The sequence below is a fragment of the Bradyrhizobium sp. CB82 genome (assembly GCF_029714405.1).
Lineage (GTDB): Bacteria > Pseudomonadota > Alphaproteobacteria > Rhizobiales > Xanthobacteraceae > Bradyrhizobium.
This window is the reverse complement of record NZ_CP121651.1, coordinates 843,581-860,203: the sequence shown is the minus strand read 5'-3', so window position 1 is coordinate 860,203 and position 16,623 is coordinate 843,581. Positions and strand designations below refer to the sequence as shown.

17 protein-coding genes and 1 pseudogene are annotated in these 16,623 nt (G+C 61.7%); 6 read left to right on the top strand and 12 right to left on the bottom strand.

Annotated elements, in window-relative coordinates:
- Positions 1–75: 75 nt before the first annotated feature.
- From QA640_RS48040 to QA640_RS48005, 8 genes are all read right to left on the bottom strand, one after another.
- Complete coding sequence (locus tag QA640_RS48040; protein ID WP_283043507.1) at positions 76–240, bottom strand: hypothetical protein; 165 nt, start codon at positions 238–240, stop codon at positions 76–78.
- Positions 241–731: 491 nt separating this feature from the next.
- Positions 732–1,637, bottom strand: coding sequence for an AraC family transcriptional regulator (locus QA640_RS48035; protein WP_283043506.1), 906 nt, complete (start codon positions 1,635–1,637; stop codon positions 732–734).
- A gap of 611 nt (positions 1,638–2,248) precedes the next feature.
- Positions 2,249–3,223: an HlyD family secretion protein gene (locus QA640_RS48030; protein WP_283043505.1), complete on the bottom strand. Its 975-nt coding sequence runs from the start codon at positions 3,221–3,223 to the stop codon at positions 2,249–2,251.
- Positions 3,210–5,540, bottom strand: a complete 2,331-nt coding sequence (locus QA640_RS48025; RefSeq protein WP_283043504.1) for an ABC transporter permease — start codon at positions 5,538–5,540, stop codon at positions 3,210–3,212. Before QA640_RS48025 ends, QA640_RS48030 begins: the two co-directional genes overlap by 14 nt.
- Entirely contained in the window at positions 5,537–6,598 is a 1,062-nt protein-coding gene (locus QA640_RS48020; RefSeq protein ID WP_283043503.1) for an efflux RND transporter periplasmic adaptor subunit, read from the bottom strand. Before QA640_RS48020 ends, QA640_RS48025 begins: the two co-directional genes overlap by 4 nt.
- Positions 6,599–7,007: 409 nt before the next feature.
- The gene (locus tag QA640_RS48015) at positions 7,008–7,367 is read right to left on the bottom strand and encodes a hypothetical protein (RefSeq protein ID WP_283043502.1); all 360 of its coding nucleotides are present in this window, start codon (positions 7,365–7,367) and stop codon (positions 7,008–7,010) included.
- A 572-nt stretch (positions 7,368–7,939) separates the two neighbouring features.
- Positions 7,940–8,308, bottom strand: a complete 369-nt coding sequence (locus QA640_RS48010; RefSeq protein ID WP_283043501.1) for a response regulator — start codon at positions 8,306–8,308, stop codon at positions 7,940–7,942.
- A 59-nt stretch (positions 8,309–8,367) separates the two neighbouring features.
- A complete protein-coding gene (locus tag QA640_RS48005) occupies positions 8,368–8,997 on the bottom strand; it encodes a response regulator transcription factor (protein WP_283043500.1) in 630 nt (209 codons plus the stop codon).
- Positions 8,998–9,268: 271 nt separating this feature from the next.
- Between QA640_RS48005 and QA640_RS48000 the strand changes: the two genes are divergently transcribed.
- Entirely contained in the window at positions 9,269–9,733 is a 465-nt protein-coding gene (locus QA640_RS48000; protein WP_283043499.1) for an AraC family transcriptional regulator, read from the top strand.
- Here QA640_RS48000 and QA640_RS47995 read toward each other — a convergent pair.
- Positions 9,730–11,133, bottom strand: coding sequence for an ATP-binding protein (locus QA640_RS47995; RefSeq protein ID WP_283043498.1), 1,404 nt, complete (start codon positions 11,131–11,133; stop codon positions 9,730–9,732). The genes QA640_RS48000 and QA640_RS47995 overlap by 4 nt on opposite strands.
- A 612-nt stretch (positions 11,134–11,745) precedes the next feature.
- On the opposite strand from QA640_RS47995, the gene QA640_RS47990 reads away from it, so the two are divergent.
- From QA640_RS47990 to QA640_RS47970, 5 genes are all read left to right on the top strand, one after another.
- Positions 11,746–11,922, top strand: coding sequence for an FUSC family protein (locus QA640_RS47990; protein ID WP_283043497.1), 177 nt, complete (start codon positions 11,746–11,748; stop codon positions 11,920–11,922).
- Between the two features lie 327 nt (positions 11,923–12,249).
- Positions 12,250–12,792, top strand: a complete 543-nt coding sequence (locus QA640_RS47985; protein ID WP_283043496.1) for an AraC family transcriptional regulator — start codon at positions 12,250–12,252, stop codon at positions 12,790–12,792.
- A 38-nt stretch (positions 12,793–12,830) separates the two neighbouring features.
- Entirely contained in the window at positions 12,831–13,172 is a 342-nt protein-coding gene (locus tag QA640_RS47980) for a thiamine pyrophosphate-dependent enzyme (protein ID WP_283043495.1), read from the top strand.
- A 151-nt stretch (positions 13,173–13,323) separates the two neighbouring features.
- Complete coding sequence (locus QA640_RS47975) at positions 13,324–14,658, top strand: NAD(P)/FAD-dependent oxidoreductase (protein ID WP_283043494.1); 1,335 nt, start codon at positions 13,324–13,326, stop codon at positions 14,656–14,658.
- A 21-nt stretch (positions 14,659–14,679) separates the two neighbouring features.
- Positions 14,680–15,129: a hypothetical protein gene (locus QA640_RS47970; protein WP_283043493.1), complete on the top strand. Its 450-nt coding sequence runs from the start codon at positions 14,680–14,682 to the stop codon at positions 15,127–15,129.
- Between the two features lie 77 nt (positions 15,130–15,206).
- On the opposite strand, the pseudogene QA640_RS47965 reads toward QA640_RS47970, so the two are convergent.
- The 3 genes and pseudogenes from QA640_RS47965 to QA640_RS47955 form a co-directional block, all read right to left on the bottom strand.
- Positions 15,207–15,784 (bottom strand): annotated as a pseudogene (locus QA640_RS47965) (enoyl-CoA hydratase-related protein).
- A gap of 48 nt (positions 15,785–15,832) precedes the next feature.
- Positions 15,833–15,988 (bottom strand): hypothetical protein, encoded by a 156-nt coding sequence (locus QA640_RS47960; RefSeq protein ID WP_283043492.1) that lies wholly within the window; start codon positions 15,986–15,988, stop codon positions 15,833–15,835.
- Positions 15,989–16,034: 46 nt separating this feature from the next.
- Positions 16,035–16,592: an NAD(P)H-dependent oxidoreductase gene (locus tag QA640_RS47955; RefSeq protein WP_283043491.1), complete on the bottom strand. Its 558-nt coding sequence runs from the start codon at positions 16,590–16,592 to the stop codon at positions 16,035–16,037.
- Positions 16,593–16,623: the final 31 nt, after the last annotated feature.

Sequence of the window (16,623 nt, the reverse complement as noted above, 5' to 3'; positions counted from 1 at the left end):
AGGTACGTGACGAAACCGATCGATCGGTCCATGTGGCGCAACTGCGTCACACGACGTCGGGCCGCGCGATCTGGTCTAGCCGATGAACAGCTGGGTGATGGGGCAGGTCGTGTCGGTCGCCAGGGCCACCGGGTTGGCGGTGGGTGCGCTGCCGACGTCGGTCAAATTGGACCGAGCCTGAAACACCAGAGAGGGATGGGGCAGAGGCGCCGAATCGGCGCTATAGTCAAGGTTAGCCATGATCGATTCCTTACAATCGGTTTGTGGTCAGGCTGTCGTTCGGTGTTCCACCACCGGGCGGCAGCCGCTTCCAAATATGCTTATGCGTGCGACGAGATACCAGCCTTGCCGCGACAGTATGGTTAATCCGGTGGTAGGAATTGGGCATTACTGCCTGCAGCCGCTACGGCGGCCCGCTCCGCTTGAGCGCGCGCGTCGGGTCAGGGGCGACGTTGCTATGCGCGCGAGAGCGCGGTTGTAAGAGGCAATGCGCAGAGGCTGCAGGCGCCGTCAAGCGCGGGAATGCCTCGATCAGCCGGAAGTGGCTGCTGCTCGCCGGGGCTTCAGGCCCCCTGCGAGCAGCTCATTCGGCGGTCATGGCCTCCCTATTTGGAATCCGGGCGACACTGTTTCCTGACCGACGACGCCATTACATCTTCGATGACATCGTTGCAGAAATTGGAATAGCACGGTTCTTGGTGGGCGGCTGGGTATAGCTTACGTTGTCCGCGCTATTCCTTGGCCGCCTGACGCCATGCGCCTGGACTTGCGCCAACAATGCGGCTGAAGTGTCGCGAGAAATGACTTTGATCGCTGAAGCCGCACTCCGCTGCCACATCGGCGAGCGGCAACCGGTCATCGCGCAGCTTTTTTTTGGATAGCTCGATGCGCTGCTCAACTAGCCAGTTGTGCGGCGTCACTCCTACGGAAACGCGAAACGCGCGCGCAAAATGGGCAGTTGATAACCCGCATTCCCGCGCCAGATCCTTCACCGACACTCCGCCCTCGAGGTTGGCGCGCAGAATTTCCTTCGCGCGTCGCTCCCGCCATGGTGCGAGCCCACTCTGCCGAAGCCGCGACACTGGCCGCATGCCTCCATAGGTTTGAGCGACATGCACCCCGAACGCCAGCAGGACGTGGTCGAGAAACAACCGGTTAGCTTGGTCGGGTTGGCCGAGGGCAGGCAGCAGCAGCCTCCCGAGGCTCGATATTGTAGCGTCGTTGACGCCCGCTCCGGGTTTATAGCTCAGATCACGAATTCGCGGCGAGTTGGCCTCGTCAGCGATCGCATCCAGCACCGCACGCGGCAGATAAAAAACCAGAGAGTGATAGGGCTTGTCGAGGAGGACGGTGGGATCTCGCTTCAGGTCCTGGAGACAAGTCTCGCCAGCCCGCACGTCGCACACCGGCGCTCGTCGGCCACCCTCACAATATACACGACCAGGAACATCGCGGAGGTGCAAAGTGAGGAGAAAAGCATCCTCCTGCCGAATCGAAGCGCTCATTTCCGACGGCGGGTTATCACATCGAAGTTCAGTGACGGCCATCTCACCTTTGCGACATGCCCGGGTAACCATTGCCGGTGCGGTTTCGACTCGGAATCGCTCGCCAAGTCGTTGTCCATAAGCTTCTGTCATCACTCCATCCGTTCGAGGGTTTCGTCGTGCGCTACGGGGTTCGCGGTGTAATGCTTCCCGCCGCACACGCTGGTTTGAGGTAGGCATAGGTACAATTCGAGTTTGAGGCAGGCAAAATTCGCGAAACCTAACGTTTCTTACAAATAGTGACCAGATTGGACCTATTCGGCGTTTTTGCATGCCCGCTGCAGCGGCATCTCATGATTTGCGGGAAGCCCTGGGGCCGACAGATTACTTAGATGACGCGGCTCGTTCAGCGGCGTGTCCAGCTGCACAGTGAGCGTTCGCATTTCGCAGGTCAGCGCGTCTTGTATCAATCTGTCGGCTATTGAATATTGCTACGACAGATCATCAAATACCTCAAAGCTTAGCGTCTTGCGCGTACTTCCCGCTGCTGGCGGCTCATCCAATGGCGTGCCCGGTGATGACGGCGATGGCAGGTTAGTTTCTCAATTTCTGCCGCATTCATATCCGGCAACTATTGGCTCCTAACATGAGGCCGCTGGTAGCAACGGTCACATTGCCAAATTCAATTCAAGGATCCGATCTGCGTTGAAAGTATCACATCCACGTATTGGGCCGGTACGGCGAGGATCAATAACGCTCTGCAGCTAACGCGCAATCCACACAGTCATGCCTGGTTCGAGGCCCGATGCCTCTTTCTCCGGGTCGAGACGCAAGCGAAGCGTGTTACGGTCGTGGTCGCCGATGACACGCTCGGCCTGCCAGGTGGCGAAGACGCCCAGCGGCCGCAGCTCTGTGAGGACGGCTTTGGTCGCGCCATCGGTGCCGTTCTGCTTCACGCCGACCGTGTCTCCCATGGCAAGACGAACGAGGTGATCTTCGCGCACGTTGAATGAGAGCCATTGTCGGCCCGCGGCCTCGACCATCAGGATCGGCTGTCCGGCGCGAACATTCTCGCCCACCTCGGCGGCGATGACGCTGACCGTGCCGTCGGCCGGGGCACGCAGCACCATCTTGTCGAGCCGGCGCTCGAGCACGGCGACGGCAGCGGTCGCGGCCTGCACCTGCGCATCCGCAACGGCGCGCTCCTCTCGGGTCGGACCCGCCACCGCCGCATCGTAATTGGCTTGGGCCTCGGCAACGTCGGCACGTGCGGCCGCCACGTCGTTTTCTGCCTGGTCGAGCGACTGCTGCGATTCGAAGCTTTGCCGTGCGAGCGTGCTGGTCCGCGTGAGCTGGGCCTGCACATAGTCGAGGCGGGCGCCTGCCTTGGCGATGGCGGCCTTCAGGGATTCGACCTGTTCGCGGCGCACGCCGGCATAGACGTTGTTGCGGCTTGCGACGGCGGAGCCGAGCGCAGCCCGTGCCTGGTCCGCCTGCGCCGTCAACTCCACCGCTGAAAGCCGTGCCACGACGTCGCCGGCCTTCACGGAGGCACCCTTCTCGACCGCGATCGAGACGAGCTGGCCGTTGACCTCCGGCTCGACCCTGACCTGGGTCGCACGCACGACGCCGACGATGGCTGCGGGCGGTGTCGAATGGCGCGTGACGTAGAGTAACGCGCCTGCCGCGACCAGCGCGATCGGAATGGCGACGAAGGCGGCAGGTCTAAGGTTGGGCATGTCCCTGTCTCCTCCTGACGGCAAATGCCGAGATCACCGCGAGCGCAAAATAGCCGAGCGCCAGGCACCACAATGCCAGCCAGTCATGCGCGACCTCCCAGATGCCGGCCCCTAGCTGGTTGATGCGCACGAGGCCGTCGATCGCGGAATCGGCCGGGAATAGCCGGCCGAACGCAAGGGCGACGTCCGGGATCGCTTCGCGCGGCCACGCAAAGCCGGCCATGAAGAACTGCGGCAGGCTCGTCGCCAGCAGGAGAATGGTTGCGTTTTCCGGCCGCGTGAACCAGGCCCCAACGGCCTGTCCCATGAAGCTCGTCGCCAGCAGAAAGACGCTCGCGAGCGCGAGAATTTGCGGAAGATGACCGAGCGCCGAAAAGCCGTAGATGCGCGGCAGCACGATGACATAGAGCGCGAGCGCGGGAAGGTAGATGGTCAGATGAGCGATGCCGCGGCCAAGAACGCCGGCAAACGCTCCGCCTCCCGCAGCCAGCGCAGTGCCGGTCAACATCGCCGCGCCGATCAGCAGGGTTTGCTGCAGGATCAGAATGAATGCCGCCGGAACGACGTAGCTCGCATAACCGCCCACCGGGTTGAAGATCGGCTGGAGCAGAACGTCTGCCGGGCTCGACGTCGCCAGCTTGGCCTTCACGAGGCTTCCGTCCGAACGCGCCCCGCGCGAAACCAGCTCGGACGTCAACGTTCCGATCGCGGTGGCGACGCCGCTGGCGCTCGATCTGAAGATGAACAGATAGGTTGCATCGGCGTAGACCGGGATGTGGGCGGTGATGCCCTTGAGCACATCGCGCTCGGTGTTGGGCGGAATCTCTATGGCCGCAAAGGCCTGCCCGCGATCGATTGCGCTTCGGGCTTCGGCAAGCGTTCGGGCGCGAACCGTCACGCTCAATGCGCCGCTCGCATCCAGCGTCTCGACGATCTGCCGGCTGAGGTCGCTCAGGTCATTGTCGACGACTGCGATGGGAAGCTTGCGAAGAATCTGGTTCAGATAGGGTTGCGGATAATAGATGCCGTAGACCAGGGGAGCGAGAAACAGGAGGCTGAAGGCGCTCCGCGTTCCCAGCACCCGCCGCCACTCCGCCGTGAAGGCGCCGCCGATGCCGCGCGATGTGTGGCTGGCATCCGATGGCTCGGCAGGCCGCTTTGTCGCAAACCAGCCCCTGCGCGTGAGGCTCGCCATGCGCAGCAGCGCGAGGCCGGCAAAGAGCGACGCCAGGCCCGCAAGCGCCGCGAAGGGAACGGCGGAATCCGCGATCGGCAATCCCCGCGCCGCTTGTCCCAGCAGGACAGCCATGTACCAGCGCAGCGGCAGGATCGCGCTCCAGGTCTGCGCAAAGGCATTCATGCCGATGGTGGGAAAGCCGACGCCGGCGTAGCCGAATGCAGGAGAGGCGATGAGACCTGCAAGTCCCAGACCGGTCGCGAGGTCACCGACCAGAAGCTGGAGCAGGGCGCCAAGCGACAGATAGGCAATGATCAGCAGCGAGGCCGCGGCGATCATCAACGGCAGGTCGCCCTTGAAGGGGATTTCAAGCACACCCTCGAGGAATAGCGGCTCGGCCAGCATGATCAGAAAGAAGATGCAGAACAGCGGCGCGAGCTTACCGGCCAGCGCGACGAGCGGATCTCCGCCGGCGCTCTCGAGCCAGGCTCGCGCGTCGCGGCGGCGGAATTCGGAGCCGACCGAATAGCCGGCGGCAAGCGTGATCACGACATGAATGATGGTCGGCAGCAGGGCGCGCAGCAGAAACTGCGCATAGTTCTTCTGCGGATTGACCAGCGCCATGGTCTCCGCCTTGAGCGTTCCCAAGGACGCCGGTGCAGGCGCAGCGCGGCTGGCGGGCGCGGCCACGGCCGCCGCGGCGGAGAGCGAATCGCTCAGGCCCGAAGACGCGATGCCGGACGGGGTCAGGAACTGCTGGTTGTAGAAACCGACGACCTGCGGGCGGCGCGCGGCCTGCAGGTCGCGCTCGAAATTCGGCGGGATATAGACGGCCGAAATCGATCTGCCGGAGCGTATGTCCTGCACGGCCGTGGAGAGTGTGCCGGAGCGGTCGACGATCTTCAGGCTCGGAGACGCCGCGACATATTCCGCGAGGGCACGCGAGGCGTCCGACTTGTCCTCGTCGACGACTGTCACCCCGAGCCCGCGAATGACCGGGTGACTGAAGACGGTCGTGAGAACCACGAACGCAAAGAGGGGCACGCCGAAGATCAGGAGCAGCGCGACGCGATCGTGAAACAGCCAGCGGCACTCGCGGCGCGCGACCAGCAGGAATCCGGGCTTTGGCGCCGATGTCATTGCCGCGACCGCCAGTCAAGATAGGCGCTCATTCCAGGCCTGAGCTCGGGTACCGGCTGGACCGGGTAGGCGCGGATCGAAAACGTCCGCAAATCGAAATCGCCGGACGCACGCGTGGCGCGCCAGCTTGCATATTCGCCCTTGGTTGCGATGAGCTTGACCTCGACCGTGACGCGTCGATCGTTGAGGGCGGGCACCCGCACGTCGAAGTGGTCACCGACCTTGAGGCCTTTGACGAGATCCTCGCGAAGGTCGAAATGAATCCAGACGTCGGCGAGATCGATTAATGTCACGAGCGGCACGCCCGGGGATACATACTCACCAGGCTCGATATTGCGCTGGTAGACCTGGGAAGCGACCGGAGCGTAGACAACAAGTTGATCGATGACGGACTGGACGCCTTGGATATCGGCATCGGCCTTCTCGACATTGGCCTTCGCGATCGCCCGTTCTTCTTTCGTGTAGCCGTTGACCGCCTGCTCGTAGGCCGACTTCGCTTGGTCGACTGCGCGCTCGCTTTCATGCAGCGCATCGGTCACTTGGTCGAGGCGGGCTTGCGGCGCATTGCCTTGCTCGGTCAGGGTATGCGTGCGGTCGAAGGTCTTCTGAGCCAGCACCAGCGCTGCCTGCGCGCGCTCCATTTCCGCCTTGCGCGCGGCGATGGTCTCGACGCGCGTTCCGACCAGGACGTTGGCGAGTTGGGCATCCGCAACAGCCTTTGCCGCTCGCATCTGCTCGTGTTTGGCCACTGTCTCGGGATTGTCGATCCGCACCAGGACTGCGCTCGCAGGAACGTTCTGGCCGCGTTGGACGGGTATCTCCTTGACCCTGCCATCGACACGCGCCGCGATGTCCAGTCGCGTTGCATCGGCTTCGCCCTGCACCAGCAGCGGTTCCGGCCGTAGCAGATAGAAGATAGATAGTGCCGCAACGACGGCCGCAACGATGCCGACAATGATGGCAGGCGCTCGCGTCGCACTGCGCGGGCTCATGTTGCGTCCTTCGCTAGGAGCGTCGGACGTCGCTTGAATGTTCTCGTCGGAGGTCGGCATGTCCATACCCTGATCCCCTTGGCTCTTGACCGGGATAGCCGCTTTCCATGTCGCGCTTGTAAAGCCTCGTCCGGCGACAGACCAGCCGTCTATCGACGATCAGAACACCAAGATCGCTCCCGCTGCTTGCAAGCCCTTGCTGCAATTAGGCTGGAATTGCGGTCCTGGCTGGGCAACTTCTCCTGCCATTTGATTTGGCAGGACCGGTGATCAATCTCGCCGCGCGGTCCAGCACCCGGCGCAACGCGCAGTGCGGGAACAGCTGCTCCAGCGCATGCCGGTCAGGCAGGTGCTATTCATGCGCCTCGACGGCAAGAAATGGGAGCCCTCCGGCGAGATCTTGACGGCGACCTGCCGGTGGCCGTCAAGTGGGCAGCGGATTAGCTGCCATTCCGACAAAAACCATGCGAGAGCTTTAGTTTCGCTGAGCGGTCCAGTACCCTGAACAGCGCGAACTACCCGAATAGCCGCTCCATGTCCCGCGGCCGGTATAGCTCGAGAGCCGGCCTGAGCCGGATGCATGCTTTTCGTGGACCGTCACCGAAGCGCGAGCGGCGCCCGACCCTGCCACGTAGCCTCTGAACTTGACCAGGTTTGGATGGGTGATGATTCCGTCGGTGATGTTGACGGAGAAGTTATAGGTTGGGTCGCACGCGCCTCTCTGCGTCACGAAGAGGAGGTCCCAGGAGCCGTCGTAGGCCGAGCGAGCCTGCGCAACGGAGGTCAGGGCAACAAGGGAGATTGCGGCGGTCATGCAGAGCAAGGAATGTCTCATCGTCATATCTCCGAAGTCTGATCGGCTTTGTCGGGGGGTATATGGGATTGAAACGTTGGAGGCTTGTTCAAAACTGCTTCAATCGTTTGCGATCGGTCATGCCTTGATCTGATCGCGGCCACATCTTCGAACGATGGCATCGCGACACCCCTCACTTCATCTTGAAACCGGTAGGTGGCTCGGATCCAACAAGGAGAGGGACAAGCATGGCATTGTCATTCAGATCGATCGTCGTATCCACTCTGGTACGCGCAGTTGCTTACGCCGCGATCGCAACGCCGGCTTCGGCGCACACCTATGAATACTGCCGCAGGGACGCTACGTTATTCATGGAGTCCTGCGGCTTTGACACCCTGGCCCGGTGTCAGGCCATGTCGTCGCGGTGGCGATTGCTATCGTGATCCGCTCTTGAGCGATGGGAGCGGCTCCTATGGACGCTCCCATTCGCGCCCCTACGCTGTGCCGAGAGTGACTGAGCCTCTGCTGCCAGCAGGATATCACATTGCCGTGCCCGCGACCTCGACCTGAGGTGGCGGGCACTGTGTTTTCTGCTTCGAGCCGTAGCGTTTATGTCAGAAGCTTCCTAGAACGCGTTGCAGGCAGTTCACCAACGTCTCCGCCGCAAGCGGCTTGCGAAGAAAGCAACACGCCCCGCTAGACATCGCTTTCTCCTCGATGCCAGGTTCGGCGCGGGCGGTAACCATAATCACCGGCAACGAGCTATGGCGGCTAGCGAGCTCGCGCTTCAGTTCAAAGCCGTTCATTCCTGGCATCTGGATATCTGTAATGGCGCAGGCATATGCTTCGATATCGCTCGAGGCGAGAAAATCCTCGGCCGATGCAAAGTCGCGTACTTCGTAGCCCAGCGAGCGAACGAGGCTAACCAGCGCCTCGCGCATGGGGGCGTCGTCGTCGATGATCGAGATCAGCTGATCGGCCATTCGCTGGTCTCCTCGCGAAGTGGCCGCCGGGCGTAGCGCATAAACATCGGTAAGCGTTCTCAACGTGTCCTGTTCTTCAACGTATCCGCCATGCGAACCAGATCCGCCAGCGAGCGGGCCGCCATCTTACGCATCGCCGCACCGCGATGGATTTTGACCGTCACCTCGCTCAAACTGAGTTCGCCCGCGATCTGCTTGTTCATCTTGCCCGCTGTCACGAGCGCCATCACCTCGCGCTCCCGTGGAGACAGGGTGGCATAGCGATCGGCAACGGCGATGGCTTGGCCCTCGCTGGCCCGCCGGGTCCGGTCGCGGTTGATCGCAGCCGTCACCGCGTCGATCATGTCCTGGTCGCGGAATGGTTTTGGCAGGAAATCGACTGCGCCGGCCTTCATGGCTCGGACCGACATCGGAATGTCGCCGTGTCCGGTCATGAGGATAACGGGCAAGTGTATGCCAAGATCGGCCAATCCTTCCTGAAAATCCAGTCCATTGGTTCCGGGCAGGCGGATGTCCAGAACGATGCACCCCGGAGAGTCCAGACCGTCCGACTTCAGGAATTCTTGGGTTGAACCGTAGGTTCGTGCCTCCAGGCCGACAGAGCGGAGCAAGCTTTCGACCCCTTTGCGCATCTCGGCGTCGTCATCGACGATGTGCACGATAGGAAGCTCGTCTGACGGGGTGGGCATGCCTGTTCCGGGCCAATAGCGAGAATAAGCCTTCATAGCACGGCAAGGCCGTCGAGATCATCACACCAACGTATGGTCGAGTGCGTCTCTTTTCTCCGAGGACCGCTCCGGGTCAGGCGCCCTTCGCCCATACCTTGGTGTGATTGCGATCACGCGCATGCACGATTGGCGTTGTTTGGGTCAGGCGCCATCCTTGACGTCGACCAAGGCGAGGACTTCGCATCGTAAGTCGGCGTCAGGTAGGCGGCACAAGACGATTCAGGAGGAGCGGATGTTGAGGGTGACGGACGAGCCGGAAAGCGAAGGTTTCGGGCATTCTTTTCTGCCGGTCATTCTCCAGGCGGAATCTGACTTGCCGGTGCCACAACTGCCGTCCGGCACGATGGTGTCGACGGGATTTGCTCGTGGCGGATTGCCTCCCAGGGTGCTGCGGCGGATTCGTGATTATATCGAGGACCACATCGACCAGCGGATTACCGTGGAGTTTCTGGCCGGATTGGCGAAGCTTTCAGTCTGCTACTTCGTGCGGGCCTTCAAGCAGTCCATGGCCATCACGCCCCACGACTACCTGATCCGCCAGCGCGTGGAGAGGACCAAGCAGCTGCTTTCCGGGACCGAGATGCCGCTATCGCAAATCGCGCTTGCCGCGGGCTTTGCAGATCAAAGCCACTTTGCTCGGCGCTTTCGTCAGCATGTCGGAATGTCGCCACGTGATTATCGGTGGTCGAGTCCCTAGCCGGTGGCCGCCGATGCTTCGCCTTGCTGCAGCACAGGAAGACGGATCTCGAACAAGGCTCCCGATTGCTTGTCGGATGTCGCCGAGATAGAGCCTCCGTGGCTCTCCACGATGGTCCGGCTGATCGAGAGCCCCATCCCCATTCCGTCAGCCTTTGTCGTATGGAAGGGGCTAAAGAGATGGTCGGCTATCTTTGGATCAATTCCGGTTCCCGTATCCTCGATCTCCAGGATGGCCATTCGCAAGCTTGACTGCTCAAACGACGTTCTGGACGTGATGGACAGACGCCGCGTCCGGCCTTCGGTCTGCGACATAGCGTGTATGGCGTTGACAACGAGATTGATGACGACCTGTGCAAGCTGCACACGGTCGCCAAGCACGAACGGCGCGGGCGCCTGAAGATCAAGCCTGAGCGCCACATCATTGTTGTGCATCTCGCGCTCGACGAGCGGGATGACGTCAGTAACGATATCGTTCAAGGTGAGAGCCGTGTGGGACGGATTGCTCTTGCTCGCCAGGGCGCGAAGGCGGGCAATGACCTCGCTCGCACGCCGCCCGTTGCCGATCATCCTCTCGACCGCTCCGCGAACTTCTTCAAGATTTGGCTCGCTGCGCAAGAGCCACCGCAAGCCAGCTTCACCATTTGTCACGATTGCACCGAGCGGCTGGTTGACCTCGTGTGCAATCGACGCGGTCAATTCGCCGAGTGTGCTGACACGGGTGACGTGCTCCAATTGACTACGTGCATTATACAGCGCGTCTTCCGCGCGCTTCTGCTCCGTGATGTCGCTGTTGGTCTCCATGGTGGCGACCGGGCGTCCCAGTTCGTCGCGTTGTACTGCCCAACGGCTGGCAACCCATATTTCATTGCCATCGCGTCGGGTGTGAATGAGTTCACCTTGCCAGCGGCCGGGGTCATTTGGCTGCTCGAGCTGTCCGGTCGACGGTGGGTGCTTTGTCTTCAGCAAAGTGTCGACGTTCTGCCCGAGCGCCTCTTTTGAGGGCCAGCCGTAGAGCTCCTCGGCGCCGGCGTTCCAATAGGTAATGATATCGTTTCGATCCCGCACGAAGATGGCATCATGGGTCAAATCGAGAAGGGCTGCCTGGGCGATCAGGTTTTCCGCGGCTTCCCGGTTTCTCAGCGCGGCTACTGTTGATACGCCGATCGCGCAGAGGCCGATCAACGCGCGCAGCGCTGGTCCACTTCCCAAGGACTCCCCGTGAACGATCGCATAGCTCAGAACAGTCAGCAGGATGCAGACGGCGGAGACAAGCAGGATGCCGCGCCGACCGAGGAAATCCGCTGAAGCAATGACTACGACGGCGTACAGCACCGCGATCGCGATCTCGAGCGGCGCGAAGGTGTCGAATGCGAAAACGACCGCCACGCCAAGAAGCATGAGGGCGACTGGGAGGCCGGTTGGCCTGTTTATGATTCGAAGTAGTTGTTCCGACATCGGTCGAGCAGTGGCGTTCTGAGGGTCTGCCCACGGCGGCCTCCAAGGTACCTGAGGATGGCTGGGACCGCTTGTCCTTGCACGCTTCCAATAGCACGTTCGTGCGGCAACTCGTCGCGTTCGGGCGAGCCGCGACATCGAACAGCAGGAATCTTCAAATTATCGCATGGCTTTGCAAGTCATTGAACTCCGGCGTGGCAAAGCCTCCAGCGCAATAGCGCTGGCGCCGCGCGTTCGGAATCGGCCGACTTGACCTTGGGACGGCCGCCGACCGACTGGAGAATTCACGAACGCTATTCTCCTAACCGAAAGAACAGACAAGCCGACCCAAGGCGATGAAATCTATTGCAGCGCACTTCAATCAAGCTGCCGAAACGACCATCGCCGGTGCGTCGGAGCGTGCGGTCCTCCGCTCCGTTGAGAGGGCCTCCTCGGATCCCCCGTCCCAAGGAGGCCCTCTGGGGTACGTCAAAGGAAGCGCGACCGCGTTCCATACCGTTTCGCATATGGGATAGTCGCCACGCATCTGGCTGGCAGCAGTAGTCGCGCTCTATTGTGGCGTTCTGGCTGCGGCTCGGCGGCGCATCGTCACCCGCGGTAACCGTTACCATTCTCGCGCAGCCCACGCGCGGCAGGGCATTGGCAAAAGCCGTCAACCGGATTGCTGCGGCATTCATCGGCACCGCGATGTCAATCGTGATTGTCGGCGTCTTCCTGGTTGATCCTTCGTGAGGTATCTGTTCTTCGCCCTGGTCATCCTGATCGTGGTTCGGTTTGCCGTTGCCCGCCTTGGATTGCGGGTCGATGTTCGCCCATCCGCCTCTTGCGGAGGCGGCCCTCTAGGTCTGCATGCTCGTCAGCCTTGTAACCTATTGGTAGCACTTGAAGGTGCGTCGGCTCGCTCGTCGATGCCATCGTCCATGGCTTATGTATTTGCAATTGCAGACGATATTTCCGTGTTGCGCTGCAAATTAATGAAGCAGAACACTACTTAACAAGCCAAACGGGATCGTTTGCACCATGGTTCTCTCGGGCCGGGATGCTTGTCGAGGGATTGCCATGGAAGAGTTTCAAAGCACCGCACCCCGTTCTTGGCCGGCTGGTCCCGAGTTCGGCTATCTGGCCGGAAGCCTCGCCGAGCTCCTCGACGTCGCCAAGCGCGAATTTGAGCACGATCGCGAGGTTGCGAAGGCGTCACTGGCCGCCGCTTCGACCATCCTGCAGTCCGAGATCGAGCGTCACTCGGGGGTCAAGCGGTCCAGATCCGCGGGGCTGGCCGGCTGGCAGATCATGCGGGTGCGAATCTTCATCGACAAGAATCTGCATCGACCCATTCATACGCAAGACCTCAGTGCTATCGCCAGGCGAAGCCCCGCGCACTTCTCGCGCTCGTTCAAGCTGACCTTCGGGGAACCGCCACATGCCTATGTGGTCAAGCGACGGTTGGAGAAGGCCTGCAGCCTGATGATCACGAGCTCGGCTTCGCTGAGCGAAATTGCGCTGCGCGTCGGATTTTCGGATCAGGCGCATCTATGCAGACTGTTCAGGCAGGCCTTCGGACAAAGTCCAGCCAGTTGGCGCCGCGAGTACGAGGTCCAGTAGCGAGGTCGACATCGGTCGGCCACCAAGGCTGCACCCGGGTGCGATTCCGAGCGGGCTTTGTCGAGATCGAGCAGAAGGCCGAGGGCATGCTCGACACCTACACACGGCTGAAGAATCCGAACTTTGCCGACGTCGCACGGGCGATGGGCCTGTGGGGCCAAACCGTGTCCAGGGCGGATCAGCTCGAGGACGCCGTCAAGGGCTGGCTGTCCCAGCCAGGGCCGGCGCTCCTGCATGTGCACGTCAACCCGATGCAGCTTGTGATGCCGCCTTTCATGCAGGTTGAACCAGCCGTCGGCATGGCGCTCTATTCAGTGCGCGCCGTGCTGCACGGCCGCGGCAACGATGTCTGGGAAATGGTGAAGGAGAATTTCATCTGAGCGGGTCTCGACTGCTGGTCGAGCGCGTCGCTTCGATAGCCGAATAAAGCGACAAGGACATTCCAGAGATCGCAGCGCCGTTCAATAGGCACTCTGAACGATCCGATAAGAAAGAACGCTGGGAGTGCGTACAACGCGATCGGGTGCATCATTGACCACAGTTCTGACCAGATCCTTTCCGCCGGAAAAACCGGCAGCAGCCAATACGGCTCCCGGCAAGAAGCGCGTCGTCATCGTCGGCGGGGGATTTGCCGGCATCGCGTCTGCGCGCGCGCTGAAGCGTTCCGACGTCGAAATCCTGCTGGTCGACCGGCGCAATCATCATATCTTCCAGCCGCTGCTGTACCAGGTCGCAACCGCGGTTTTGGCGCCGGCCGAGATTGCCGCGCCTTTCCGTCAGCTCGAGGCGAAGCAGAAAAATCTCAGCGTGTTGCTGGCCGAAGTCAATGGCATCAATCCTGTGGCACGCACGATCGAGGCGACATGTCCAGGCGCGGGCAGCCGCAAGATCGAGTACGACTTTCTCGTTGTGGCCGCCGGCATGCGCCCGAGCTATTTCGGACATGATGAGTTTGCCCGGTTCGCACCGGGGCTGAAGAACCTCAACGATGCCGAGACCATCCGAACCAAGATCCTGGGCGCCTTCGAACTGGCCGAATCGACCAGCGACGACGAGGAACGCGCGCGCCAGATGACGTTCGTGCTCGTGGGTGCCGGCCCGACCGGCGTCGAGCTGGCCGCCTCGATCGCCCAGCTGGTTTCGGTGACGCTGCGCAGGAATTTTCGCAACATCGATCCCGCCAAGAGCCGGATCCTGTTGCTGGATGGCGGGACGCGGGTCCTTCCGACCTTTGCCGAATCGCTTTCCAGAAAGGTCGCCAAGCGGCTGAAGAAGCTCGGCGTCGAAGTCATGAACGGGGTGAAGGTCGAGAAAGTCGACGACCAGGGCGTGATTGCTGCCGGCGAACGGATTGCGAGCGCCACGGTGCTCTGGACCGCCGGCGTTGCCGCTTCACCGGTTGTGAAGATGCTCGGCACCACCATGGACAGGGCTGGACGCGCCCTGGTCGGTCCCTTCCTGGACCTCCCCGAGTCACCTGACGTCTTTGTGGTGGGCGATGCCGCCGCGATGACCCAGGACGGTCATCCCGTGCCCGGCGTGGCGCAAGCTGCGATCCAGCAGGGACGCTTTGTAGGGCGGTTGATTGCCCGCCGGGTCAGGGGACGCAAGGAAGGCCGTCCCTTCCGCTATCGGAGCAAGGGCAACATGGCGGTGGTCGGCAAGAACTTCGCCATCCTTGAGGCCGGCTGGCTGCGCACCGGCGGCTTCCTGACCTGGCTGGTCTGGGCAGCGCTGCACGTGCTGTCGCTGCCGCAGCTCCAGAACCGGTTCCGGGTTCAGACCCAGTGGTTCTGGTCATACCTGACCGGGCAGCGCAGCTCGCGCCTGATCTCGGAAGCGCCGCGTCCGCCAGCGTCGCGCTAGCCATCGGCGAGAGGGGCGCTCATGGAAGCTTCGATCACCTCCGCCTTGGCTGCGCTGGCTGGCACCACGATCGGCGGCTTGACGAGCGTGATCGCCAACTGGCTGAACCAGAAGAATCAGGTTCGCGCCCAGTGGCTGCACTACGAGAGGAACCGACGGCAGGTCCTTTACCGGGATTTCATCGAGGAAGCCTCGAAATGCTACATCGACGCCCTCCAGCACGATGAAGCCGACATTTCCGGTCTTGTCGGCCTCTATGCGAAGCTGGGCCGGATGCGCGTCTCGTCCTCGCAGCCGGTCGTGCATTGTGCAGAGGGGATCGCCCGAAAGATTCTCAACACCTATCTGGAGCCGGACAAGAGCTTCGTTGAGCTGCGCGACATGGCGATCAACGGTTCGATCGACCTACTGCACGAATTCAGCAATGCCTGTCGCAAGGAATTCGACGAGTTGCGCGCCAGAGAGTTTTGAATCCCGGCCATTCCAGACCAAACAAAATGCGGGCCCGCCGGGGGAGGCGAGCCCGCATCAAACCAGCACTTGCGTGGTCAAGCGGTGATGGCAGATTTGGTCTTCGTGAAGTCCGGCGCACGCTTCTCCATGAATGCCGTCAGCGCTTCCTTGGCGTCGGCCGAGCTGACCTGCGCGCTGAACTCCTCGTTCTCGGCCTTCATTGCCGCCAGGATCTGCTGACGGAACGGCTGCCTGATCAGGCGCTTGCTGGCTTGCAGGGCGCCGGCGGGCTTGGCGGCCAGCTTATGTGCCGTCGCCGTCGCCACGGACAGGAGATCCTGATCCGGGACGAATCGGTGGCGAGACCCAACTCCAGGGCACGCCTGGCATCGTAGCGCGACCCCAGCATCACCAGCTCGGCGGCGCGGAGATGTCCGACCCTGGCCGGAACGATCGAGCTCGAGCCGAACTCCGGCACCAGGGCGAGATTGATAAAAGGCATCTGGAATTTCGCGCTTTCGCCGGCATAGATGAAGTCACAATGCAGCAGCATGGTGGTGCCGCCGCCGATGGCGGCGCCGTGGACCGCCGCGACGATCGGTTTGTCGAAGTCGATCAGCGCGTGCATGAGCTGCGATTGCGGAGACTCTCCCGGGCCTGGCGGATTCTTCAGGAAGTCCTCGATGTCGTTGCCCGCGCAGAAGGCGTCTCCGGCGCCATGTCAGAGCACGACCCGGGTGACCTCGTCCCTGGCTGCCTCCTTCAGAATGTCAGCGAGGGCCACGTACATGCCCGAGGTCATCGCGTTCAGCTTTTTCGGATGGTCCAATTGGATGCGCAGGACGCTTGCGTCGCGCTCATGGAGGATGTCGCTCATGTGGTCTCCTGTTCAGAGCTGATAGTCGGCGGATGACGATGCGAACTCAGGGGCGGGTGCGCTCGACCCAGCTTGCAAATGCTTCCATGAACTGCCCTAGGAATTTCCGGGTGCCGTCGTTGACGAGCTCGCCGCGTTCGTCGAACAGCTTGTCCGCATGGCCGATATAGGCTTCGGGCTGTTGCAGGATCGGCACGTTCAGGAACACGAGCGACTGCCTCAGATGGTGATTGGCGCCGAAGGCCCCGATTGCGCTCGGAGAACAACTGACAATCGCGCCGGGCTTGCGGTCCCAGACGCTGCTGCCATACGGCCTGGACCCGACATCCAGCGCATTCTTCAGCGCAGCCGGCACCGAGCGGTTGTATTCGGGGCTGACGAACAGGACCGCGTCGGCTGACTTGATGCGCTGGCGAAACGCGGTCCATTGCGACGGCGGATTTGCGTCGAAATCCTGATTGTAGAGCGGCAATTGCCCGATCTCCACAATGTCGAGTTTCATCGAAGACGGCGAAAGCGACATCAGCACCTTCGCCATCATTCCGTTGAGCGAATTGCTCCGTAGGCTTCCAACCAACACGGATACGCTTGCCGGCCTTGCCATAGTCGTCCTCCAGGATGAGCGTGATGAAGCC

What these genes read in the sequence shown, in the direction of transcription:
- QA640_RS48040 (WP_283043507.1), bottom strand. Translation starts at nt 240, where the DNA reads ATGGCTAACCTTGACTATAGCGCCGATTCGGCGCCTCTGCCCCATCCC.
- QA640_RS48035 (WP_283043506.1), bottom strand. Translation starts at nt 1,637, where the DNA reads ATGACAGAAGCTTATGGACAACGACTTGGCGAGCGATTCCGAGTCGAA.
- QA640_RS48030 (WP_283043505.1), bottom strand. Translation starts at nt 3,223, where the DNA reads ATGCCCAACCTTAGACCTGCCGCCTTCGTCGCCATTCCGATCGCGCTG.
- QA640_RS48025 (WP_283043504.1), bottom strand. Translation starts at nt 5,540, where the DNA reads ATGACATCGGCGCCAAAGCCCGGATTCCTGCTGGTCGCGCGCCGCGAG.
- QA640_RS48020 (WP_283043503.1), bottom strand. Translation starts at nt 6,598, where the DNA reads ATGGACATGCCGACCTCCGACGAGAACATTCAAGCGACGTCCGACGCT.
- QA640_RS48015 (WP_283043502.1), bottom strand. Translation starts at nt 7,367, where the DNA reads ATGAGACATTCCTTGCTCTGCATGACCGCCGCAATCTCCCTTGTTGCC.
- QA640_RS48010 (WP_283043501.1), bottom strand. Translation starts at nt 8,308, where the DNA reads ATGGCCGATCAGCTGATCTCGATCATCGACGACGACGCCCCCATGCGC.
- QA640_RS48005 (WP_283043500.1), bottom strand. Translation starts at nt 8,997, where the DNA reads ATGCCCACCCCGTCAGACGAGCTTCCTATCGTGCACATCGTCGATGAC.
- QA640_RS48000 (WP_283043499.1), top strand. Translation starts at nt 9,269, where the DNA reads ATGTTGAGGGTGACGGACGAGCCGGAAAGCGAAGGTTTCGGGCATTCT.
- QA640_RS47995 (WP_283043498.1), bottom strand. Translation starts at nt 11,133, where the DNA reads ATGCTTCTTGGCGTGGCGGTCGTTTTCGCATTCGACACCTTCGCGCCG.
- QA640_RS47985 (WP_283043496.1), top strand. Translation starts at nt 12,250, where the DNA reads ATGGAAGAGTTTCAAAGCACCGCACCCCGTTCTTGGCCGGCTGGTCCC.
- QA640_RS47970 (WP_283043493.1), top strand. Translation starts at nt 14,680, where the DNA reads ATGGAAGCTTCGATCACCTCCGCCTTGGCTGCGCTGGCTGGCACCACG.
- QA640_RS47960 (WP_283043492.1), bottom strand. Translation starts at nt 15,988, where the DNA reads ATGAGCGACATCCTCCATGAGCGCGACGCAAGCGTCCTGCGCATCCAA.
- QA640_RS47955 (WP_283043491.1), bottom strand. Translation starts at nt 16,592, where the DNA reads ATGGCAAGGCCGGCAAGCGTATCCGTGTTGGTTGGAAGCCTACGGAGC.